Consider the following 20,625-nt stretch of genomic DNA (forward strand, 5'->3'; position numbering starts at 1 on the left):
TTGAGCTGATGGTCAGCGAGCCCACCCTGGTCGCTTGAGAAGATGTGTTGTAACGACAATCTCAGATAAGTGTACAGCACACGCTCTTTCCATGAGTAGCTGCACACCCACTTTGTAGGTAAAAATTACTGCAGCCCAACCCTACTCCGAACCAAAACCAACAACCGCCAAACATGGCTCAAAGACCAATCGTAAAGCGCGAATAGCCCCACAAAGGCGGTGAACATCAACCATTCTGGCACATCAAAAAGTTCGCCTGCCAAGCCAATGCCGGCGAATATCAGGGCAACAATGGTGATCATCAGCAACGCTTCGCGATCTGAAAAACCGGCGCGCATGAAAATATGGTGCAGGTGGTCTCTGTCTGGCTTCATTAGCGACTGCCCTTTGCGGGCGCGGCGCACCATAATCGCTACCATGTCCATCAACGGAATGGCGATAATCCACAGCGCCGTTACGGGCCGCATGGCCATCTCCCCTGACTGGGTGGCGTTCACCAGCAGCCAAACCACCGCAAACCCGATAAACATGGAGCCCGCATCACCCATAAAAATCCGGTAACGGAACGGCGGAATTCGCAGATTCGCCATCATATAGGGTACTAACGCACACGCTATCGCGATGGCCAGCACAAGTTCTGCATTAAAACGGGCGTCTGCCATAAATACAAATGCCAGCGACACCAACGCCACCATCGACAAGCTACCAGCCAGGCCGTCGATGCCATCTACCATATTGAATGCGTTGGTAGCGCCAATCACCGCCGCGATGGTTACCCAGGGCCCCAGATAACCAAGGGGAATCTCGCCAAAGCCGAACAAGTCTCCGAACGTGGTCAACGAAATGCCAGAACCGAAGGTGAGCGCAGCACCCAACACCACCTGCACAGCCAGCCGAAACTTGGCCGGCAAATCACGGGCATCATCCACTGCACCCACCAGCACCAGCAAGGCGGCGCATAACAAAAAAAGGCTGTGGGCACTCGCCACTGGCATCCAAATCAGCCAGGCAGCACCAAAGCCCACAAACGCACTCAAACCGCCAATCAGCGGTACAGCGCCAGTGTGCAGTTTTCGATGGTCTGGCTGATCAAGAAGATTCACCCTCAGCGCAACCGGGCGCAGGGCGATCATAGAGAAGAGTGCAAAAATAGCCGCCAAGAGGCCGGCGGAGCTAGCCGCTTCCATGTGAAGTCCTGATAAAAACGTCAAGGTTATCGTAGATTCTGTGGTCTCAAGTGTCAAAAGGACAAATCATACTGTACACCAATTTGTTGACCTACACTTCGAAAAATGAGCACAGATTTTGTAACTTATCCAACACTATACCAACAGAATGACAGTCGAACTGCAATTATCCAAATGGGCGAATCCGCTGTCATAGCGGACAACATAACTAAGGAGACTCTGAATAAGTCTCCAAAATCAGCGATAATACGGCCATCGTCAACCGCATAGGATCGTTGCCACCATGGATCAGATCACCTTCTCCGAAGCCGAGTACCAGACCAAGAAGCGCAAAACCCGCCGCGAGATCTTTCTGGAACGGATGGACAAGCTGATTCCGTGGAAGCAGTTGGAAAAAAAGTTAGCCCGTTATTACCCCAAGGGCCAGAACGGACGGCCTCCCTATCCTTTATCTGCCATGCTGCGCGTTCACTGCATGCAGTTGTTCTACAACCTCAGTGATCCTGCTATGGAAGACGCCCTGTACGAGATCGAATCCATGCGCCAGTTCGCCGGGCTGAAGCTGGAACGTCTGCCGGACGAAACCACGATTCTCAAGTTCCGTCATTTCCTGGAGCAACATGGCCTTGGCAAGGTGCTGTTCAAAGAAGTGAACAAGCACTTGGAGAAAAACGGCCTGATGCTGCGTGAAGGCAGCATCGTTGATGCCACGATTATCTCTGCTCCCAGTTCTACCAAGAACCAAACTGGCAAGCGTGATCCCGAGATGCACCAGACCAGAAAGGGCAACGAATGGCACTTTGGAATGAAGATGCACATTGGTGTCGACGACACGCTGGGCCTGATCCACAGCATCGATACCATCGCAGCCAACGTTCATGACATTGTGCCCTCCGACAAATTACTGCATGGCGAAGAGCGTCGAGTCTTTGGTGATGCCGGCTACCTCGGCATACAAAAGCGAGGGGAGCACAAGCACCGTAAAAATGTGTCTTGGTTCATCGCCAAACGCCCGGGTTCACGGAAAACCCTTGATGCTGCCAAGCTGAAAGCCGAGAAAATCAAAGCCAGCATTCGATCAAAAGTGGAACATCCGTTCCGCTACATCAAACAGGTGTTCGGCTACAACAAGGTTCGCTACCGCGGCCTGGCGAAAAACAGCAACCGGCTGCACTTGTTGGCCGCGTTCAGTAACCTGCTGATTGGTGAAAAATACCTGCTGGCGTAGGGCCAGTGTGCCTGTTTTCCGCCAAAATGGCGGGAAGCGGGCAAAAAACATGCAATCGACGGGAGTATAGTGTCTGAATTCTCGGTTTTTTGCCGGCTTATGCCGATGCCAGTGAAAATTGGAGGTTATTCAGACCTTCCCTAGTTCCAGCATGGCAGCAATGCTTGTTTCGTTCGGCTGAGGCGCCCTGACCTCAAAAGGGATGCCGCTGTAATTAATAACTGCCCGGGCAAACAATTTGATGGCCTGTGACGGGCTAAGGCCACCCTCGTCACAAATATGCGAGAACGCAACTTTAGTGTCGTGGTCTATACGGGTGCTGAGCATCTCGGTTTTCGTGATGCGCTCCATTTGTCTTACGTTGTCAGACAATGTAACGCAACTGGCGAATAAATGTACTAACCACCCCTTATCCTTTAACTCTTTAGTGTCCTTTCGTGGATTTCGTGGCAAAAAAAATCACAAACACCCCAAATAAGCCCCAACCACCAAATCCTCACTAAACTCCCGCTCCATCCGCCCCCGCGCGGCATCCCCCGCCTGCTGCAGTTCAGCAGCCCCCATCGCCATCACCCGCCGCATCTGCCCCGCCAGGGACTCACCACTGCGCACCTCGCACAGCCACCCGGTTACCTCCGGCTCTATGGCATGGCGGCAGCCGGGCACGTCCGTGACAATCGCCGGGCGGCCCATGGCGGCGGCTTCCAGAACGGTGCGGGGCATGCCTTCTCGGTACGAGGGCAACACCAGCACATGGGCCTGTTCAATCAGTGGGCGAACGTCGTCTGTGGCACCCGGGTAGTCCACAATACCCTCAGCCTGCCACTGGCGAACCTCCTGTTCCGAAATCGCCGTGCGGTTACTCACCCCCAGCGGCCCCACCAACAAACAGCGCACATACAGCCCCTCGGCTTTCAACTGCCGGCAGGCTTCGGCATATTCCCGAACGCCCTTATCTCCCAGCAAACGGGCAATCATAATAAAGGTGAACGGCCCGCCCTCCGGCAAGGGCGAAGCCTGAAACCGCTGCAAATTCACACCGGAGCCGGGCAGCAGGGTATACGGCGTATCGCCCAGCAACCCCTTATCCCGAAAAACGGACAAATCTTCCTCATTCTGGAAGAACAGGTGCCGGGCCCGGCGGTTCACCAGCCCATACACCTGCCGCACCCGCCGGAACAGCCAGGAATCGTGAATAAACGCTGTACCCAGGCCGGAAATGTTGTTGGCGAACGGAATCTTCTGCAGCGCACACACCAGGCCGCAATAAATGTTCATCTTTACGGTAAAGTTGAACACAAAATCCGGCCGGTACCGGCGCATCGTCTTCCAGATAAAGCGCAGGCTGCGCAACTCCTGCACCGCGCCCGTGCTCTTGCCATCCAGCGGCAAGGCGATATGCTCCGCCCCCAGCTCATCCACCAGCCGCTGGCTGAAATCATCCGCTGGAGACAGGCAAATCACCCGATTGCCCTGCTCACGCAACGCCTGAATGGTGCTGCGGCGGAAGTTGTACAAATACCAGGAAGTATTAGAGGTAAGAAAAATCAAAGCCGCAAATCCGCCTCACCCAAAGGCAAAATCCCCTTCAGATCAAACCACACCCCACCGACCTTCAGATAGCCCCGCAAATCCCCCGCACTCATGGCGGCATATTCGTTGTGGGGCACGGCGACAATCACACCGTCGTACTCGCCTTGCCCGGGCTGCTCGGTCAGGCTGATGCCGTATTCATGCTCCGCCTCAGCGCTGTCGGCCCAGCAGTCGGTTACGTGCACCTGGCAGCCGAAGTCCTGCAGTTCTTTCACCACGTCAATCACCCGGGTGTTGCGCAAGTCCGGGCAGTTTTCTTTGAAGGTGAAGCCCATCACCAGCACTTTGGCGTTGGCGATGGTGTGGCCGGCTTTGATCATGGCTTTTACCAGTTCCGACGCCACATAGGGCCCCATGCCGTCATTGGTGCGGCGGCCGGCCAGGATGATTTCCGGGTGGTAGCCAATGGCCTGGGCTTTGTGGGTGAGGTAGTACGGGTCTACCCCAATGCAGTGGCCGCCCACCAGGCCGGGCTTGAACGGCAGGAAGTTCCACTTGGTACCGGCGGCGGCCAGCACTTCGTGGGTATCAATGCCCAGCTTGGCGAAGATCATCGCCAACTCGTTCATCAGCGCAATGTTGAGATCCCGCTGGGTGTTTTCGATCACCTTGGCCGCTTCCGCCACTTTGATGGAACTGGCCCTGTGGGTACCGGCGGTGATGATATCCGCGTACAAGGCATCCACTTCCTCGGCAATGGCCGGGGTAGAGCCGGAGGTGACCTTTATAATGGTGGTTACCCGGTGCTCCTTATCCCCCGGGTTAATCCGCTCCGGGCTGTAACCGGCGTAGAAATCCTCGTTAAACTTAAGGCCAGACACCCGCTCCAGCATCGGCACACACACCTCTTCCGTGGCGCCCGGGTACACGGTGGATTCGTAAATCACGATATCGCCTGATTTCAGCACCTTGCCCACGCTCTCACTGGCCTTCACCAGCGGCGTGAGATCCGGCGTTTTGAAGTCATCAATGGGCGTGGGCACGGTAACGATGAACACCGTGCAGTCTGCGATGTCATCCAGGCTATCAGTAAACGACAACCCACCAGCCCCCGCCAGCTCCTGCGCAGACACTTCCCGGGTGAAGTCCTCACCCTGCTTCAGCTCCGCAATGCGCTTGGCGTTGATATCAAAACCCACCACCGGGCGCTTTTCACCGAACGCCACGGCGAGGGGAAGCCCAACATAACCCAGGCCGATAACAGCAATCTTCTTCATAAGTTAATCCGTAACAAATCCAGCAGTCTACAAAGAGGTCTGACCCCACGGGTCAGACTCCCTACACAAGCCAGCGCCATTCACCAAACAGGCGAAACCACTCAGTTCCCAAAATACCAGGGCATAGCCTTAGCAATCCCCTCCCGAATCCTAAACTCCGGCGCATACCCCAGCTTACTGGCCGCCTTACCAATATCCGCCTGGGAATGCCGAACATCCCCCGGCCGGAAATCCCGATACACCGGCGCTTTCTCATACACCACACCATTCTCCGCCATCGCACTCTTCAGCGCCGCGAACAAGTCATTCAACGTGCTGCGATCACCCACCGCCACGTTGTATACCTCATTCTTGGCCGAATCCTCCGCCGTGGCCGCCAGTAAATTGGCCTGCACCGCGTTCTCGATAAAGCAGAAATCCCGGCTGGTGTCGCCATCGCCGTTAATGAACACATCCTCTCCACGCACCATGGCTGCGGTCCATTTCGGAATCACCGCCGCATAGGCCGCGTTCGGGTCTTGCCGATTGCCGAACACATTGAAATAGCGCAAACCGATGGTGTTAAAGCCATAACTACGGGCAAACACATCAGCGTACAGCTCATTCACATACTTGGTGACCGCATAGGGCGACAGCGGCTTACCGATGTTCTCTTCCACCTTGGGCAACGCCGGGTGATCGCCATAGGTAGAGCTGGGCGCGGCATAGGTGAAGCTCTTCACCCCCGCATCCCGCGCGGCCACCAGCATGTTCAGAAAACCGGTGATGTTGGCCGCGTTGGTGGTGATGGGGTCGTTCAGGGAACGGGGTACGGAGCCCAGAGCGGCCTGGTGCAGCACGTAATCAACGCCCTCACAGACCCGGGCACAGTCCTCCAGGTTGCGGATATCGCCTTCAATGAAGGCAAACCGCGCCCATTGTTCCGGGGTGACCAGAGACTGCACCTCATCCAGATTGCGCTGGTGGCCTGTGGCAAAGTTGTCCAGGCCTATTACGCGCTGGTTGAGTTTCAGCAGGTGTTCGAGGAGGTTGGAGCCTATAAAACCTGCTACTCCGGTGATTAGCCAGGTTTTGGGTTGTCTGGGGAGTTGGTCGAGAAGTTGCGGGTAGCGGAGATTATCAGCAGAGAGCATCAAAGAACCTTTAAAAATTTATTGGCCACTAAAGCCACGAAAAAACACGAGAAATAAAGAATGGATTTTTAGCGCCCCACCAGCCGGCCGACAATTTCCCTGATCGCCCGACTGCTACCATCCAGCGCAGAAGTCTCAGGAAGCAGGTTTCGCCACAGGGGCCGAGACAGCACCTCGTGATCAGTTGCGACCGGAATAACCTCCAGGCCCTGGGCCTCGAACAATCCCTTCGCCCTTGGCGGGTGATAAGCAGAAGTGACCAGCAGAATCCGGTTATCGCCCGCCCCTGCCAGTATCTCCGCCGAGTACGCCGCATTCTGGCTGGTATTCCGGCTACGCTGCTCCAGAACAATGGACCGATCGGAAACGCCGCGCTCAATCATAAACTGCCGCATGGCCTCCGCCTCCGAGGTCGCACCATGGTCAGGATCATTGCCACCGGTCAGCCGCACCCGCGGTGCTTTCGAGGCATGGAACAACCGGGCCGCATGCCAAACCCGATCCGTACCGGATTCCAGGTTCGAATACGGCTCACCATGGCCCGCAGGCGCTACTCCACCACCCAACACCACAATGGCTTCTGCCTGGGGCACGGCTTGAACCATCATCAGTGGATGTTGATCCTCCAAATAGCCACGCAGCCAGTTGCTGGCTGCAGGTAAAGACCAGAACCACAACCAAAGCAATGCCAACACACCGAACCAGAAGGCCAATCGCCTGCGATCAACAATGCTAAGAAGTAACGCCAGCAACCCGCCGAGTAACGAAGCGCCAAGCGGTGAGGTCACGGCCATGGCTAATTTGGCAAATACGAACATAGTGTTTTCATCAGGACAAACATTATCTATCAAATGTTGTGTTCATCGAAAAATAATACGGAAACCATATTCGAAACTACATATAGGAGAGATCAATTAGGGAGACTCTGAATAAGTCTCCAAAATCAGCGATAATACGGCCATCGTCAACCGCATAGGATCGTTGCCACCATGGATCAGATCACCTTCTCCGAAGCCGAGTACCAGACCAAGAAGCGCAAAACCCGCCGCGAGATCTTTCTGGAACGGATGGACAAGCTGATTCCGTGGAAGCAGTTGGAAAAAAAGTTAGCCCGTTATTACCCCAAGGGCCAGAACGGACGGCCTCCCTATCCTTTATCTGCCATGCTGCGCGTTCACTGCATGCAGTTGTTCTACAACCTCAGTGATCCTGCCATGGAAGACGCCCTGTACGAGACCGAATCCATGCGCCAGTTTGCTGGTCTAAAGCTGGACCGTCTGCCGGATGAAACCACGATTTTAAAGTTCCGCCATTTTCTGGAGCAGCACGGCCTTGGCAAGGTGCTGTTCAAAGAAGTGAACAAGCACCTGGAGAAAAATGGTCTTATGCTTCGTGAAGGCAGCATTGTTAATGCCTCCATAATCTCTGCTCCGACCTCCGCGAAGAATAGCTCTGGCAAGCGCGACCCAGAGTTGCACTAGACCAGAAAGGGCAATGAATGGCACTTTGGAATGAAGATGCACATTGGTGTCGACGACACGCTGGGCCTGATCCACAGCATCGATACCATCGCAGCCAACGTTCATGACATTGTGCCCTCCGACAAATTACTGCATGGCGAAGAGCGTCGAGTCTTTGGTGATGCCGGTTACCTCGGCATTCAAAAACGGGCCGATCACAAGCACCGCGAAAACGTCTCTTGGTTTATCGCCAAGCGCCCTGGTGCACGGAAATCCCTGGATGCCGACAAGCTGAAAGCCGAGAAAATCAAAGCCAGCATCCGCTCAAAAGTGGAACATCCGTTCCGGTACATCAAGCAGGTGTTCGGCTACAACAAGGTTCGCTATCGCGGCCTGGCGAAAAACACCAATCGGCTGCATTTGCTAGCCGCGTTTAGCAATCTTCTGATTGGTGAAAAATACCTGCTGGCGTAGGGCCAGTGTGCCTGTTTTCCGCCAAACCGGCGGTAAACGGGCAAAAAACATACAAATAACGGGAGGAAGAGCGTCTGAATTCTCGGATTTTTGCCGGCTCATACCGATGGTGGTGAAAATTGTCGGTTATTCAGACCTTCCTTAGAAATATAAAAAGCCACAAGACACTATAAACGTATAAAGCCCAACCACCCAAAAACTTGGTCAGACACACCTAACCCGGAATTCTCATAGGTCCCCAGCAAGTCTCGCAGACTGTGCGGGTTATCGCCATGACCACTCATTTGCGGCCGTGATTGATTAATAATCGATCAATTCCTTTTGTCCGGACACACAGCCCCCTTTCCCCCATTGAGTCGGGCCGGGGGAGCCCGGGCCTCTATCCCGGAACCAGTCGACGCACCAGGCCAGAGAGTTCGTCTTTGTAAGGGTAGCTCTCACTCATCAGCACCAGGATTCGACGGGTATTGCGTATGATCACCGCGCCAACCTTGATCAGCTTCAGCCGCAGGTTACTGGCGCTCATTCTCTCGAAGGGCGTCTTTTTCAGGTGGGCCCGTAATCGCTCGAACAACGTGTAGGCAAAGCCCGACAGGAGCAACCGCCACTGATTGGTCCACCACAGCGTGCTGGAGGTACGATCTGCGAACAGACACAACTGCTGATCCTTGATCCGGTTTTCCATGTCACCCCGGGCACAGTATTGCTCGTAGTAGAGTTTAACGCCGTCGTCGTAACGGGAACTGATGATGAACCTAGGGTTGGCACCCAGTTCGCCTTCTTCCAGCCGGGCGACCACCCAGCGGGGGTGTTTCCAGGTGCGGGCCTGGTATTGGAACCGGTAGGTGGCGGAGACTTTTTCACCCAGTTCGTTGTGAGCCTTGCGAACAAGCATTGAAGGCGCGTCTACCTCCTTGAGCAGTCGGCTGTTCTTACTGATACCGACCAGATAATCCACCTGATTCCGGTCGCACCAGCTCAACAATCGAGGACGATAAAAGCCGCTGTCACCCCGGAACACGATGCGGGTATCCGGCCAGAACTGTCGGATGAACCTCACCAGCAGAGCCAAGATGGCCCAGCTGTGGCGGCTGTCGCTTCGGTTGCTGGTGCGCAGGTAGCTCACCAGCAGATGGCGACCGCAGAACACGTACAGCGGGAAGTAACAATGGTGATCGTAGTAGGCGTTAAAGAACTTGCCGGGCTGGTCGCCATGCACTGGAATGTCAGTGCCATCGAAGTCCAGCACAATTTCCTTGGGTGGAGTCTCGTGCTGTTCAATGAAGTGATGCCACAGCAGTTCGTGGGCTTTGACCACCGCCTGCCGGTCCACGCGCTGTTCCATGCGGCACGAGGTCGATTTGCCCGCCAGAATGGCATCTTCGCCAGTCGCGGTCTGAAGTGCCTGGTCAGCGCGTAGCGTTTCGTGATCGTTCAGATCTTCGTATCCGGCGGCCACGCCAAAGACCCGCTGCCGGATCATGGTCTGAAGCTTGTGGCGAACCAGTACCGGATTACGGGCATCGTTCAGAACCGTAGCCAGGCGCTGAGTGAGCTGGTGTTGTTTGTCGACTTCGCGAAGTAGGAGCAATCCGGCATCGGAGGTGATGTGGCCACCGGAGAAGTCGGCTTCAATTTGACGGCGAGAGAGTGGCGAGAAGGTCAGTTTTTCAGGTACCATTTTGAATAGCGGCTGTTGGTTCTATGGTGATGGTGTAAGGCCCTGGAACTATAGCACTTTCAGCCGCTTTCTTTTATCCCGTCATGAAAAATCCGGGCTAACATCGAAAAGCGCACACTTTAAATCGAAAAAAAGCCGACTTGAAAGCCTTTCGATAATACTCTAATCCCCACTCAGAGAAAATAATACTGATCGATAGGGCAGCCACGCATAAGCGTTACTAGCAAACAAAAGCCATACAGCCTGTACAAGTGCGTAATATCCAACCACTGAAATAACAATTAAACCTCGTTGCCTTGGATCGGCAACAACAAACGGAAGCCTGGAAAACACAAAAATTTGCAATGGTATAAGATACAAAGCGACTCTATCTGTAGCTGTCGAAGATATTAAAACCAAAGGTATACAAACCAATGCAAAAATTGCAATCCAGCGCCAAAGTTTCCACTCACTTTCTGCTAATATCATATGCCGACCAAACGCAAAAAGAATTAAGGCTGGAACGGCATTCATAAGCACGCGTATTAGTCCCCCTTCTGAGTGATAGCCGGACTCAACATAGTTTTCCCATAGCTTTTCCACAGAATCAAACAAGAAGAAAAAACCACCGATTATGGTTATCACTGCGATCCAAAAAAAGCTCCATAAACGATTATTTGTAGATGCAAGAGCCGCTATCGGAAGCATCAAAACTGCGGACTTGTGAAATGCAGCTCCGAGCAATACCCAAACAACAAACGCTCTTACTTTCGCCTCCTTGAGTGATACCAACCCAATCAACAGGAACCCCAGAGCTACGGATTGCCGAGTATAACCCATAGCCACAACAATCACGAGATACGGAATTGCCACTAAAAGTGCCAACCAGGGAAGTGGCTGATATTTACAAAACCTAACCAAGCCTGCGGAAAAAATTCCTGCACAGAGCAAATTTATTAAGTGTACAGACCCCTCTATTTTTGCCACTAACCAATTAATCAAATAATAAAGAATATCACTACCAGAAAGAATCTCAAAAAAAGACTTGGTACCATATACTTGAAAGTGCCGAACATAATTATACCAGTCGCCGCCGACCTGATGACGGAGACCAATAATTAAGGTTAAAAAAAACCAGACAACTATCCAAGCGGAACGCTGGCTTTCTAAATTAAGTCGTCGTCCAGACAAGACCACAAACAACGGGATCAAGAAAAAAATCCAATAAAATACCATTTAACGAACCCAAAAAATCATACGAAAGGTTATCTTCCGTATAGCTCCAACCATCTACTAGCAGCAGACTCAATGGAGAAGTTATCCTGAACTCTTCGACGCGCCTCAACCCCAATCCGCCGTCTAGTATCCATCGGGAGTAATAGCGATTCCTTGAGGGCTGAGGCCAACTCTGTAGGGTTTTTAGCTGGAACCAGCCTTCCCGTGTCACCTACAAACTCTTGAACCCCTCCACAATCGGTAGCGACCACGAAAGTCTGACAAGCCATCGCCTCACCCACCACCATCGGAAAGCCCTCCCATGCTGACGACAAAACAAAGATATCGGACGCAGACAACAGCATATTAACGTCACGTCGAATTCCTAAAAAAAAGACAGTATCATCCAAGCCCAATTGGTTAGCCATTTTTTCCATATCATTCCGAAGAGGACCATCTCCAGCAATGACAACCTTGACTCGGTCCATGCTCGTTATCAAACAAGCAATTGCAGTTAAAAGGTTCGGATAGTCCTTTTGATCACAGAAACTTCCAACAGCACAGATCAACCTCGTTTCTTCTGAAAAACCAAACTCGTTCAACACATTGACTCTAGCTGAATCAATATACTTAGAATCCTCACAATTAATACCATTATGAACAGCTATCAACTGCCTTGAATCAGCTACTTTATGACTAACGTAGGAAGCAACAGCTTCCTCACTAACATTTGTAAAGCAATCAGAAATATGATTTGTTAAGCGGTATAAAAGAGCCCTAAATGCACTACTAACTTTTGTATTATGCGCCGTTGTAATCAATCGTGGAATGCCAATAGATAGCCGAACCAGGCGCGCGAGAAAATTCGCGTGATCTAAATGACTGTGAACCACATCAGGACGAAATTTCTTGATCTCCGCCCTCAACTTAAAATAAACAATCGGCAATCGAAAAATTGAATTTAAACCTAATCCCTTCAACATAATCATTTTACTTTTTGGAAGGGTAAGAACTGGCTCTTTCAAATATATAATTAATACGTCATGACCACGATTTGACAATTCATCCGCCAGGCTACAAACTACCTTTTCCGCACCACCGACGCCTAATGCGGTTATCACAAATGCTATTTTCATCAAAAAAACCCTAATTAACGGTGCAAAACTTCTTGGACCATTAAAGCGAAGTCAAGAAACGAGTATTCTTTCCATTTTCTTCAAAGAAGCATCATAAGAAAAATTAGAATTATAAATAACCCTGAGCTCATCACTATCGAAAACTCTTGATCTATCTAGAATCATAGAAATTGCACTTTCAAATTCTTCTGGATTATTACAAACAAAACCTGCACTTTCTTTAACGCCCTCATATCCTACAAAAGCTTCAGATGTAGCTATAATGGGACGCCCGTACATCAAAGACTCAGCTACCTTAGTTTTCATTCCTGAGCCATCAAATATCGGGGCAATAGCAAAACTGGACCGATAGTACCAATCCTCCAGCGATTCTACCTCTCCGACAATTATGAGATTTTCATGACGAGAAAATTCTTCAATATATTTCTCAAACCCTCTACCCACCACATATATCGGACAAGAGCTTCTTGCCAAATTATTCTTAGCCAGCCAACGAACTGCCTCAACGTTTGCATAAAAAGCTCCCCCAACAAATAATCCAAATTGCTGTCCCGAACTCGGAAGCGAATCAGGCTGCTGCACCGAAACCTCAACTGGCTTGACAACAGAAATCGGGACAACATGATCGCCCTCCTTCCCATAAAGGCGACCAAGAAATTCTTTGTCTCTTTCTGTCAGGCATATAACTTCGTCACTATATTTAACAGCTTTGCGCTCTGCAAAAAAATTGGCAATCAATACTCCAAGGGCTTTCATACTTAGATTCTGACACAGCGCTCCCCAAAAAAAACGAGATTCAACATTGTGAAAAAAACAGACGACTCGACATGAAGGACAGTTACGCTTTATCAGCTTTGCCAAATGACCGTAATTTGATCCTTCAATGTAAACTAAGTTACATTTTTCTTCTCGGATAGTATTAATGCACTTACGTACAAGAGCCGGATTTAAACCATCTAGCCAGCCGAGCAATTGGACTAATTTTTTGACCAAACCCTTCTCGCCGGCAGAGCGAGCAGTAATCTCAATTAGTCTACCTCCAAAAATCTCTCTAATCATCTTGGAGTTATTTTCGGCTAACAATTCTCGACCGGCCACCTTTCCATCCAAGCGCACATAGCTAAACTTCAAAACTCTTTGATCATACATTTCGTTACACACACTAGGGAGGGTCTGATTAACGCCCGATTTTTCGTGGATTGCGTTCCGGATTGAAAAAAAACTGTTCAAACGCAATTTGGGCATGATTACCTCCTCTGTTTGTTCGTTTTTTACCCGTTTTCCGCCGTTTTAGCGGAAAACAGACACACCGGCCCTACGCCAGCAGGTATTTTTCACCGATCAGCAGGTTGCTGAACGCAGACAACAAGTGCAGTCGAGTGGTGTTTTTAGCGAGACCGCGATAGCGGACCTTGCTGTATCCGAAGACCTGTCTAATGTACCGGAATGGATGCTCCACCTTGGCGCGCACACTAGCTTTGATTTCTTTGGCTTTCAGCTTGTCGGCATCCAGTTTCTTCCGGGTGCCAGACCGTTTGGCAATGAACCAGGAGACGTTTTTGCGATCCTTATGTTCATCCCGTTTCTGAACGCCAAGATAACCAGCATCACCGAACACACGTTGCTCGTCACCGTGCAACAACTTACTGGCGGGCACGATGTCGTGAATGTTGGCCGCTGTGGTGTCGATGCTGTGAATCAGTCCGAGGGTGCCATCAACGCCGATGTGCATCTTCATACCGAAGTGCCACTGATTCCCTTTCTTCGTCTGGTGCATTTCCGGATCGCGCTGGCCACTTTCCATTTTGGTGGAACTTGGCGCAGAAATAATCGTAGCGTCAACAATTCTGCCCCCCCCGAAGCATGAGGCCATTTTTCTCCAGGTGCTTGTTCACTTCTTTGAACAGTACCTTGCAAAGGCCAGGGCTCTCCAGGAAATGGCGGAACTTGAGGATGGTGGTTTCGTCCGGCAAACTGACGCATGGATTCAATCTCGTACAGAGCATCTTCCATGGCAGGGTTGCTGAGGTTATAGAACAACTGCATGCAGTGAACGCGGAGCATGGTGGACAGCGGATAAGGCGGCCTTCCAGTCTGGCCTTTGGGATAGCGGCGGGCTACCTTTTTCTCCAGCTGCTTCCAGGGAATCAGCTTCTCCATCCGGTCCAAAAAGATCTCGCGGCGAGTCTTACGCCTCTTAGTCTGGCACTTGGCTTCGGAGAAGGTGATCTGATCCATGGCGGCACTGAATCCTATGCGGTTGACGAAGGCCGTATTATCGCTGATTTTGGGACTTATTCAGAGTCTCCCTAGCCCGGAATTCTCATAGGTCCCCAGCAAGTCTCGCAGACTGTGCGGGTTATCGCCATGACCACTCATTTGCGGCCGTGATTGATTAATAATCGATCAATTCCTTTTGTCCGGACACACAGCCCCCTTTCCCCCATTGAGTCGGGCCGGGGGAGCCCGGGCCTCTATCCCGGAACCAGTCGACGCACCAGGCCAGAGAGTTCGTCTTTGTAAGGGTAGCTCTCACTCATCAGCACCAGGATTCGACGGGTATTGCGTATGATCACCGCGCCAACCTTGATCAGCTTCAGCCGCAGGTTACTGGCGCTCATTCTCTCGAAGGGCGTCTTTTTCAGGTGGGCCCGTAATCGCTCGAACAACGTGTAGGCAAAGCCCGACAGGAGCAACCGCCACTGATTGGTCCACCACAGCGTGCTGGAGGTACGATCTGCGAACAGACACAACTGCTGATCCTTGATCCGGTTTTCCATGTCACCCCGGGCACAGTATTGCTCGTAGTAGAGTTTAACGCCGTCGTCGTAACGGGAACTGATGATGAACCTAGGGTTGGCACCCAGTTCGCCTTCTTCCAGCCGGGCGACCACCCAGCGGGGGTGTTTCCAGGTGCGGGCCTGGTATTGGAACCGGTAGGTGGCGGAGACTTTTTCACCCAGTTCGTTGTGAGCCTTGCGAACAAGCATTGAAGGCGCGTCTACCTCCTTGAGCAGTCGGCTGTTCTTACTGATACCGACCAGATAATCCACCTGATTCCGGTCGCACCAGCTCAACAATCGAGGACGATAAAAGCCGCTGTCACCCCGGAACACGATGCGGGTATCCGGCCAGAACTGTCGGATGAACCTCACCAGCAGAGCCAAGATGGCCCAGCTGTGGCGGCTGTCGCTTCGGTTGCTGGTGCGCAGGTAGCTCACCAGCAGATGGCGACCGCAGAACACGTACAGCGGGAAGTAACAATGGTGATCGTAGTAGGCGTTAAAGAACTTGCCGGGCTGGTCGCCATGCACTGGAATGTCAGTGCCATCGAAGTCCAGCACAATTTCCTTGGGTGGAGTCTCGTGCTGTTCAATGAAGTGATGCCACAGCAGTTCGTGGGCTTTGACCACCGCCTGCCGGTCCACGCGCTGTTCCATGCGGCACGAGGTCGATTTGCCCGCCAGAATGGCATCTTCGCCAGTCGCGGTCTGAAGTGCCTGGTCAGCGCGTAGCGTTTCGTGATCGTTCAGATCTTCGTATCCGGCGGCCACGCCAAAGACCCGCTGCCGGATCATGGTCTGAAGCTTGTGGCGAACCAGTACCGGATTACGGGCATCGTTCAGAACCGTAGCCAGGCGCTGAGTGAGCTGGTGTTGTTTGTCGACTTCGCGAAGTAGGAGCAATCCGGCATCGGAGGTGATGTGGCCACCGGAGAAGTCGGCTTCAATTTGACGGCGAGAGAGTGGCGAGAAGGTCAGTTTTTCAGGTACCATTTTGAATAGCGGCTGTTGGTTCTATGGTGATGGTGTAAGGCCCTGGAACTATAGCACTTTCAGCCGCTTTCTTTTATCCCGTCATGAGAAATCCGGGCTAGCTTGGAAGCGCAAAATTCAGTTCAAAATAAAAAATTGGACGCAATTGATTAGTTCACGAGCTCGATAAATTCTTTCACAATTTTCCCAGGGTCAAAATCAGCTGCACGCTGTTTCAACATCGCCATGGGAATTGGATTATTGTGTAATTTTCGTATGCCATTAGCGGTAGAAACAGGGTCCTGGAGTGGAACAAGCACTCCCCATTGACTATCGCCCAGTATCTCTCGAGGGCCGAAATCACAATCCGCTGCCACAACTTGTACACCTGCGGTGAGAGCCTCAGCCAAGTTTAAAGGTAACGCCTCACTCAAAGAAGCCGAAACCAATATATCTGCATGCTCTAAAAATAAACTTGGATTTGGAACAAAGCCTACGAATTTCACACGGCCCTTAATCCCCAATCTTGCTGATAACTCTTCCAAGGCATGCCTTGAGGGCCCCTCTCCGGCAATCAAAACCTTTGGGTCTAAATCCTTTATTGATGTAATCGCATGAAGAACTGTGGGAATATCTTTCAGAGGATCAATTCGGCCTAAAACTAAAATCCTCAAACCACTTTCATGCCACCAACTTATCTCTTGATTGAAATCATCAATTTCATCAGCAGCAACAACAATCGGATTATAAATGACCCGAACATTAACCTTTTCTCGTCGAAGCAGATTTGAAATACCATCGCGTGCCTGAGTTGTTAGCGATATGACTTCAACACTTTTGGTAAAAAAAAACGGCACTAAATATTTAAGGATGAGTTTTTTTCTTAACGGGAAAGCTCGATCATCGAGATTGCGAAAAATATTAATATGATTTACCACTGCAATTTTTGTCTGAGAAAGGCTTAAAATCCTAGCCACCTGAACCAACATTCCTGGCATAATATTTGAGACGATCATCAAATCCGGCTTTTCCGTCATTAGGAACCGCAATACAGAAAAAATTATACCGAATGCCCGCCGCTTCCCAATAACATGACACTTTGCACTAGCATGGATCTGATTCTTACGGGGACCATCTAAACTGATCATCACCAGGTTCACTTCATGACCTTGTTTGATAAATTCGTTTGCAAGATCCAGGTTTGCTTTTCCGATACCACCAAATTGAGGGCCATCAAACATCAAGGCAATTTTCACAGCTTTACCCTTTAGGTATTTATTTAAACTCAAATTATATTAAACACTAACGAAGGCAATCATTACTTCTTAAAAACACTTATCTAACAAAATAAATACTATTTTTGTTTTTTTCACCAATCCAAGTTCGATCAACTCTTGACAGGTCTTTATTTTCTCTAAATTTCAAAAGACGCGCAGGGTTTCCACCATAAACTCCATAATCTTGAGTGCTTTTTGTAACTACTGAACCCGCGCCGATGACACAATACTTACCGACAGATACCCCTGGCAAAATAATTGAATTATTTCCTATCCAACAAAACTCTGAAAGAACTGTCTTCTTGCTTACATTTTTGCTACTAAAGGGCAAAACGTCCTGCCCAGGTGAATCGTACTCATGACTTGAACTCATTATTTGAACACCTTCACCAATCACAGCACCCTGTCGGATCTCTATTGAACCATACGAAAATATCTTCGTTCCGGGCCCTACATATACGTCATCATATATCGTTAAAAATTCTGGATTAAAAATCTTCACCCCATCATGGAGAAAAACCCTTTCTCCGCACGATGCAAAATCGCTCCTGTAATAGACCAGGTTAGAAATCGCCAAGCGGATGATGTTTATTGCTCGTTTAACCTTCAATATAAATAATTTCATAATAAGCCTAACCTAAGGAGACTCTGAATAAGTCTCCGAAATCAGCGATAATACGGCCATCGTCAACCGCATAGGATCGTTGCCACCATGGATCAGATCACCTTCTCCGAAGCCGAGTACCAGACCAAGAAGCGCAAAACCCGCCGCGAGATCTTTCTGGAACGGATGGACAAGCTGATTCCGTGGAAGCAGCTGGAGAAGAAGGTGGCCCGCTATTATCCCAAGGGTCAGAACGGACGGCCTCCGTATCCGCTGTCTGCCATGCTCCGTGTTCACTGTATGCAGTTATTCTATAACCTCAGTGATCCCGCCATGGAAGACGCCCTGTACGAGATCGAATCCATGCGCCAGTTCGCCGGGCTGAAATTGGACCGTCTTCCGGATGAAACCACGATTTTGAAGTTCCGTCATTTCCTAGAACAACATGGCCTTGGCAAGGTGCTGTTCAAAGAAGTGAACAAGCACCTTGAGAAAAACGGCCTGATGCTGCGTGAAGGCAGCATCGTTGATGCGACCATTATTTCTGCTCCCAGCTCGACCAAGAACAGTACCGGCAAGCGCGATCCAGAAATGCACCAAACCAGAAAGGGCAACGAGTGGCACTTTGGCATGAAGATGCATATTGGCGTTGACGACACACTGGGCCTCATCCATGACATCGACACCACCGCTGCCAATGTCCATGACATTGTGCCCTCCGGCAAACTGCTGCACGGCGAGGAGCAGCGGGTCTTCGGTGACGCCGGTTACCTCGGCATTCAAAAACGGGCCGATCACAAGCACCGCGAAAACGTCTCTTGGTTTATCGCCAAGCGCCCTGGTGCACGGAAATCCCTGGATGCCGACAAGCTGAAAGCCGAGAAAATCAAAGCCAGCATCCGCTCAAAAGTGGAACATCCGTTCCGGTACATCAAGCAGGTGTTCGGCTACAACAAGGTTCGCTATCGCGGCCTGGCGAAAAACACCAATCGGCTGCATTTGCTAGCCGCGTTTAGCAATCTTCTGATTGGTGAAAAATACCTGCTGGCGTAGGGCCAGTGTGCCTGTTTTCCGCCAAAATGGCGGAAAACGGGCAAAAAACATACAAACAACGGGAGGATAGTGTCTGAATTCTCGGATTTTTGCCGGCTTATGCCGATGCCGGTGAAAATTGGCGGTTATTCAGACCTTCCCTAAAACTACGACAAATAAAATTTCACGGGAGTCTGAGCAATTTGTCAAAAAATCGAGGGATATAATAACCAATCGAGGACCGCTTATTGTTCAAAAAGCTGTGTCCATCCACATAAAATAACTGTTTATCTTTATCCCACGTAAGTGTGCCCTCTACTCCATCGCCAATCATATAATACGATGCCACACGCAGTGCATCCGCCTGAGGCTTAGCCTTGATAGATTTTTTTAGAAGCTCAGAGACCTCTTCTGGAGTTTCTACGTGATAAGCAATGTCTAAAAATTCCCACACCGCTCTGCCTACAAGTATCGATGGCTTTTTCGCGTACGTCGCCTCGATACCAACAGAAGATCCAAAAGTTAGGACTACGGAAGCTTTATCAATCAGTTCATAGGTTGACTGCTGGTCCCTAGGGCCGATCACTTCAACTAGGCTAACCTCTCTAAGTTGCTTTTCTAAATACTTAGCCGCTCCAGTATAGTCACCAGCTTGGTTAGGGTGCATTCTAACGACGATTCTGTAATCATCCTTTATAAGTTCATTTAATGCTCTGATAAAAATATGTGGATTTTTGCTAGCCTCTGTGAACCACTGGTCCCCTAAAAATTCAAACTCATCAGTGCTACTCATGAATACAGCAAGGATAGGCTTTTCTGTTTCTTTAATCATGCCTTCCTTTTGATGATTGACGAACGATATGGTGTCGGTTCTTTGCCCTGCGCGCCTCGACTCAAAAAATCGTACTCCTTGGTCTTCCTGGCTTAGTCCTGAGCTAATAAACTCTCTGAGCGCGCTTTGACGATAATTCAAGTCGTGTATGCTATTATTCTTTACCGTTAATATAGACCGCGTTATACCTGCCACTTCAATTATTGAAAAATCTAACCCAAAATCTACGGCTGACTGTAACAATGCATAATTGGGAACAATTCGTCCATTAAAAAACTCTAGCCTAGATATCTTTCTATTTCTTAATACGCTCTGCGATTCAGCGTAGATCGTTTTTGAATATTCAAATAAATTGCGTTCCAACCGAGAAATCAAGAGTCTTCTAATATCATATTTATTAAAGCTTATTTTTTTTCTTCGATAAAAAGTTAGTACAGTAGAGTCCACACCGGCCTTAATATTTTTTAAAAGCTTCTCAGAAAAGCCATTTTCGAGGCTATAATTTTCAGAATTTTTATTATTAACAGATATGCGTTCGCACGAAAGGCCCAAATGCTCTATCGCAGAGTCCCGCACCTTCTTACAATGGTTACATGTTGATTTTATGTTGAATGGGTTCGCAACACAGCCTTTTACTTCACCATCACACTGAATAATCTCTACGTTCTCGTTGACTTTATGTAAATCGGCAACTCTAGCCAACACGATTTCAAATGACTCGGTCAGGGCGCTAGGTAGGAAAACACCAATTTTAGTCGGTTTGAAATGAGAACATTGTTTTTGCGGGCTTTCTGAATTTTCTTTCATATTAGCACTTAATTT

The 20,625-nt window shown here is 50.1% G+C and carries 16 protein-coding genes and 2 pseudogenes; 3 read left to right on the forward strand and 15 right to left on the reverse strand.

The features are described from left to right. Positions 1-125 precede the first annotated feature (125 nt). Positions 126-1,187 (reverse strand): UDP-N-acetylglucosamine--undecaprenyl-phosphate N-acetylglucosaminephosphotransferase, encoded by a 1,062-nt coding sequence (gene wecA / locus ACTZWX_RS13640; RefSeq protein WP_444714393.1) that lies wholly within the window; start codon positions 1,185-1,187, stop codon positions 126-128. A 283-nt stretch (positions 1,188-1,470) separates the two neighbouring features. On the opposite strand from wecA, the gene ACTZWX_RS13645 reads away from it, so the two are divergent. Then, positions 1,471-2,415, forward strand: coding sequence for an IS5 family transposase (locus ACTZWX_RS13645; protein WP_444714394.1), 945 nt, complete (start codon positions 1,471-1,473; stop codon positions 2,413-2,415). Positions 2,416-2,544: 129 nt separating this feature from the next. Here ACTZWX_RS13645 and ACTZWX_RS13650 read toward each other — a convergent pair whose 3' ends face one another. The 5 genes from ACTZWX_RS13650 to ACTZWX_RS13670 all read right to left on the reverse strand — a co-directional run bounded on the left by ACTZWX_RS13650 (position 2,545) and on the right by ACTZWX_RS13670 (position 7,176). Beyond that, positions 2,545-2,766: a type II toxin-antitoxin system RelB/DinJ family antitoxin gene (locus tag ACTZWX_RS13650; protein ID WP_444714395.1), complete on the reverse strand. Its 222-nt coding sequence runs from the start codon at positions 2,764-2,766 to the stop codon at positions 2,545-2,547. A 108-nt stretch (positions 2,767-2,874) separates the two neighbouring features. Next, positions 2,875-3,966, reverse strand: coding sequence for a glycosyltransferase family 4 protein (locus ACTZWX_RS13655; protein ID WP_444714396.1), 1,092 nt, complete (start codon positions 3,964-3,966; stop codon positions 2,875-2,877). After that, entirely contained in the window at positions 3,963-5,225 is a 1,263-nt protein-coding gene (gene tviB, locus ACTZWX_RS13660; RefSeq protein ID WP_444714397.1) for a Vi polysaccharide biosynthesis UDP-N-acetylglucosamine C-6 dehydrogenase TviB, read from the reverse strand. The genes ACTZWX_RS13655 and tviB overlap by 4 nt, the downstream gene beginning before the upstream one ends. Positions 5,226-5,326: 101 nt before the next feature. Next, on the reverse strand, positions 5,327-6,358 hold the full coding sequence (locus tag ACTZWX_RS13665; RefSeq protein WP_444714398.1) for an NAD-dependent epimerase/dehydratase family protein: 1,032 nt from the start codon (positions 6,356-6,358) through the stop codon (positions 5,327-5,329). 68 nt (positions 6,359-6,426) lie between these two features. Then, positions 6,427-7,176, reverse strand: coding sequence for a YdcF family protein (locus ACTZWX_RS13670; RefSeq protein ID WP_444714399.1), 750 nt, complete (start codon positions 7,174-7,176; stop codon positions 6,427-6,429). A gap of 171 nt (positions 7,177-7,347) precedes the next feature. On the opposite strand from ACTZWX_RS13670, the pseudogene ACTZWX_RS13675 reads away from it, so the two are divergent. Continuing rightward, positions 7,348-8,292: pseudogene (locus ACTZWX_RS13675) on the forward strand (IS5 family transposase). 379 nt (positions 8,293-8,671) lie between these two features. Here ACTZWX_RS13675 and ACTZWX_RS13680 read toward each other — a convergent pair. The 8 genes and pseudogenes from ACTZWX_RS13680 to ACTZWX_RS13715 all read right to left on the reverse strand — a co-directional run bounded on the left by ACTZWX_RS13680 (position 8,672) and on the right by ACTZWX_RS13715 (position 17,960). Then, positions 8,672-9,973 (reverse strand): IS1380 family transposase, encoded by a 1,302-nt coding sequence (locus ACTZWX_RS13680; RefSeq protein WP_444714400.1) that lies wholly within the window; start codon positions 9,971-9,973, stop codon positions 8,672-8,674. A gap of 162 nt (positions 9,974-10,135) precedes the next feature. Then, entirely contained in the window at positions 10,136-11,188 is a 1,053-nt protein-coding gene (locus tag ACTZWX_RS13685) for an EpsG family protein (RefSeq protein WP_444714401.1), read from the reverse strand. Positions 11,189-11,217: 29 nt separating this feature from the next. Then, on the reverse strand, positions 11,218-12,303 hold the full coding sequence (locus ACTZWX_RS13690; RefSeq protein WP_444714402.1) for a glycosyltransferase: 1,086 nt from the start codon (positions 12,301-12,303) through the stop codon (positions 11,218-11,220). Between the two features lie 51 nt (positions 12,304-12,354). Next, positions 12,355-13,548 carry a glycosyltransferase gene (locus tag ACTZWX_RS13695; RefSeq protein ID WP_444714403.1) on the reverse strand — a complete coding sequence of 398 codons (1,194 nt, stop codon included), beginning with the start codon at positions 13,546-13,548 and terminating at the stop codon, positions 12,355-12,357. 70 nt (positions 13,549-13,618) lie between these two features. Then, positions 13,619-14,541: pseudogene (locus ACTZWX_RS13700) on the reverse strand (IS5 family transposase). Positions 14,542-14,777: 236 nt separating this feature from the next. After that, the gene (locus ACTZWX_RS13705) at positions 14,778-16,079 is read right to left on the reverse strand and encodes an IS1380 family transposase (RefSeq protein WP_444714400.1); all 1,302 of its coding nucleotides are present in this window, start codon (positions 16,077-16,079) and stop codon (positions 14,778-14,780) included. A gap of 149 nt (positions 16,080-16,228) precedes the next feature. After that, positions 16,229-17,314, reverse strand: a complete 1,086-nt coding sequence (locus ACTZWX_RS13710; protein ID WP_444714404.1) for a glycosyltransferase — start codon at positions 17,312-17,314, stop codon at positions 16,229-16,231. 79 nt (positions 17,315-17,393) lie between these two features. After that, positions 17,394-17,960, reverse strand: coding sequence for an acyltransferase (locus ACTZWX_RS13715; RefSeq protein WP_444714405.1), 567 nt, complete (start codon positions 17,958-17,960; stop codon positions 17,394-17,396). Positions 17,961-18,047: 87 nt separating this feature from the next. On the opposite strand from ACTZWX_RS13715, the gene ACTZWX_RS13720 reads away from it, so the two are divergent. Continuing rightward, a complete protein-coding gene (locus ACTZWX_RS13720; protein ID WP_444714406.1) occupies positions 18,048-18,992 on the forward strand; it encodes an IS5 family transposase in 945 nt (314 codons plus the stop codon). A 163-nt stretch (positions 18,993-19,155) separates the two neighbouring features. Here ACTZWX_RS13720 and ACTZWX_RS13725 read toward each other — a convergent pair whose 3' ends face one another. Continuing rightward, positions 19,156-20,610: a capsular polysaccharide export protein, LipB/KpsS family gene (locus ACTZWX_RS13725; protein WP_444714407.1), complete on the reverse strand. Its 1,455-nt coding sequence runs from the start codon at positions 20,608-20,610 to the stop codon at positions 19,156-19,158. Between the last annotated feature and the right edge of the window lie 15 nt (positions 20,611-20,625).

The organism is Marinobacter sp. NSM (assembly GCF_052380025.1).
GTDB lineage: Bacteria > Pseudomonadota > Gammaproteobacteria > Pseudomonadales > Oleiphilaceae > Marinobacter.

Excerpts from the sequence above, each read along its gene's own strand:
- ACTZWX_RS13720 (WP_444714406.1), top strand. The coding sequence starts at position 18,048 with ATGGATCAGATCACCTTCTCCGAAGCCGAGTACCAGACCAAGAAGCGC.
- ACTZWX_RS13695 (WP_444714403.1), bottom strand. The coding sequence starts at position 13,548 with ATGCCCAAATTGCGTTTGAACAGTTTTTTTTCAATCCGGAACGCAATC.
- ACTZWX_RS13650 (WP_444714395.1), bottom strand. The coding sequence starts at position 2,766 with ATGGAGCGCATCACGAAAACCGAGATGCTCAGCACCCGTATAGACCAC.
- ACTZWX_RS13715 (WP_444714405.1), bottom strand. The coding sequence starts at position 17,960 with ATGAAATTATTTATATTGAAGGTTAAACGAGCAATAAACATCATCCGC.
- ACTZWX_RS13690 (WP_444714402.1), bottom strand. The coding sequence starts at position 12,303 with ATGAAAATAGCATTTGTGATAACCGCATTAGGCGTCGGTGGTGCGGAA.
- wecA (WP_444714393.1), bottom strand. The coding sequence starts at position 1,187 with ATGGAAGCGGCTAGCTCCGCCGGCCTCTTGGCGGCTATTTTTGCACTC.
- ACTZWX_RS13645 (WP_444714394.1), top strand. The coding sequence starts at position 1,471 with ATGGATCAGATCACCTTCTCCGAAGCCGAGTACCAGACCAAGAAGCGC.
- ACTZWX_RS13685 (WP_444714401.1), bottom strand. The coding sequence starts at position 11,188 with ATGGTATTTTATTGGATTTTTTTCTTGATCCCGTTGTTTGTGGTCTTG.
- ACTZWX_RS13725 (WP_444714407.1), bottom strand. The coding sequence starts at position 20,610 with ATGAAAGAAAATTCAGAAAGCCCGCAAAAACAATGTTCTCATTTCAAA.
- ACTZWX_RS13705 (WP_444714400.1), bottom strand. The coding sequence starts at position 16,079 with ATGGTACCTGAAAAACTGACCTTCTCGCCACTCTCTCGCCGTCAAATT.
- ACTZWX_RS13680 (WP_444714400.1), bottom strand. The coding sequence starts at position 9,973 with ATGGTACCTGAAAAACTGACCTTCTCGCCACTCTCTCGCCGTCAAATT.
- tviB (WP_444714397.1), bottom strand. The coding sequence starts at position 5,225 with ATGAAGAAGATTGCTGTTATCGGCCTGGGTTATGTTGGGCTTCCCCTC.
- ACTZWX_RS13665 (WP_444714398.1), bottom strand. The coding sequence starts at position 6,358 with ATGCTCTCTGCTGATAATCTCCGCTACCCGCAACTTCTCGACCAACTC.
- ACTZWX_RS13670 (WP_444714399.1), bottom strand. The coding sequence starts at position 7,176 with ATGTTCGTATTTGCCAAATTAGCCATGGCCGTGACCTCACCGCTTGGC.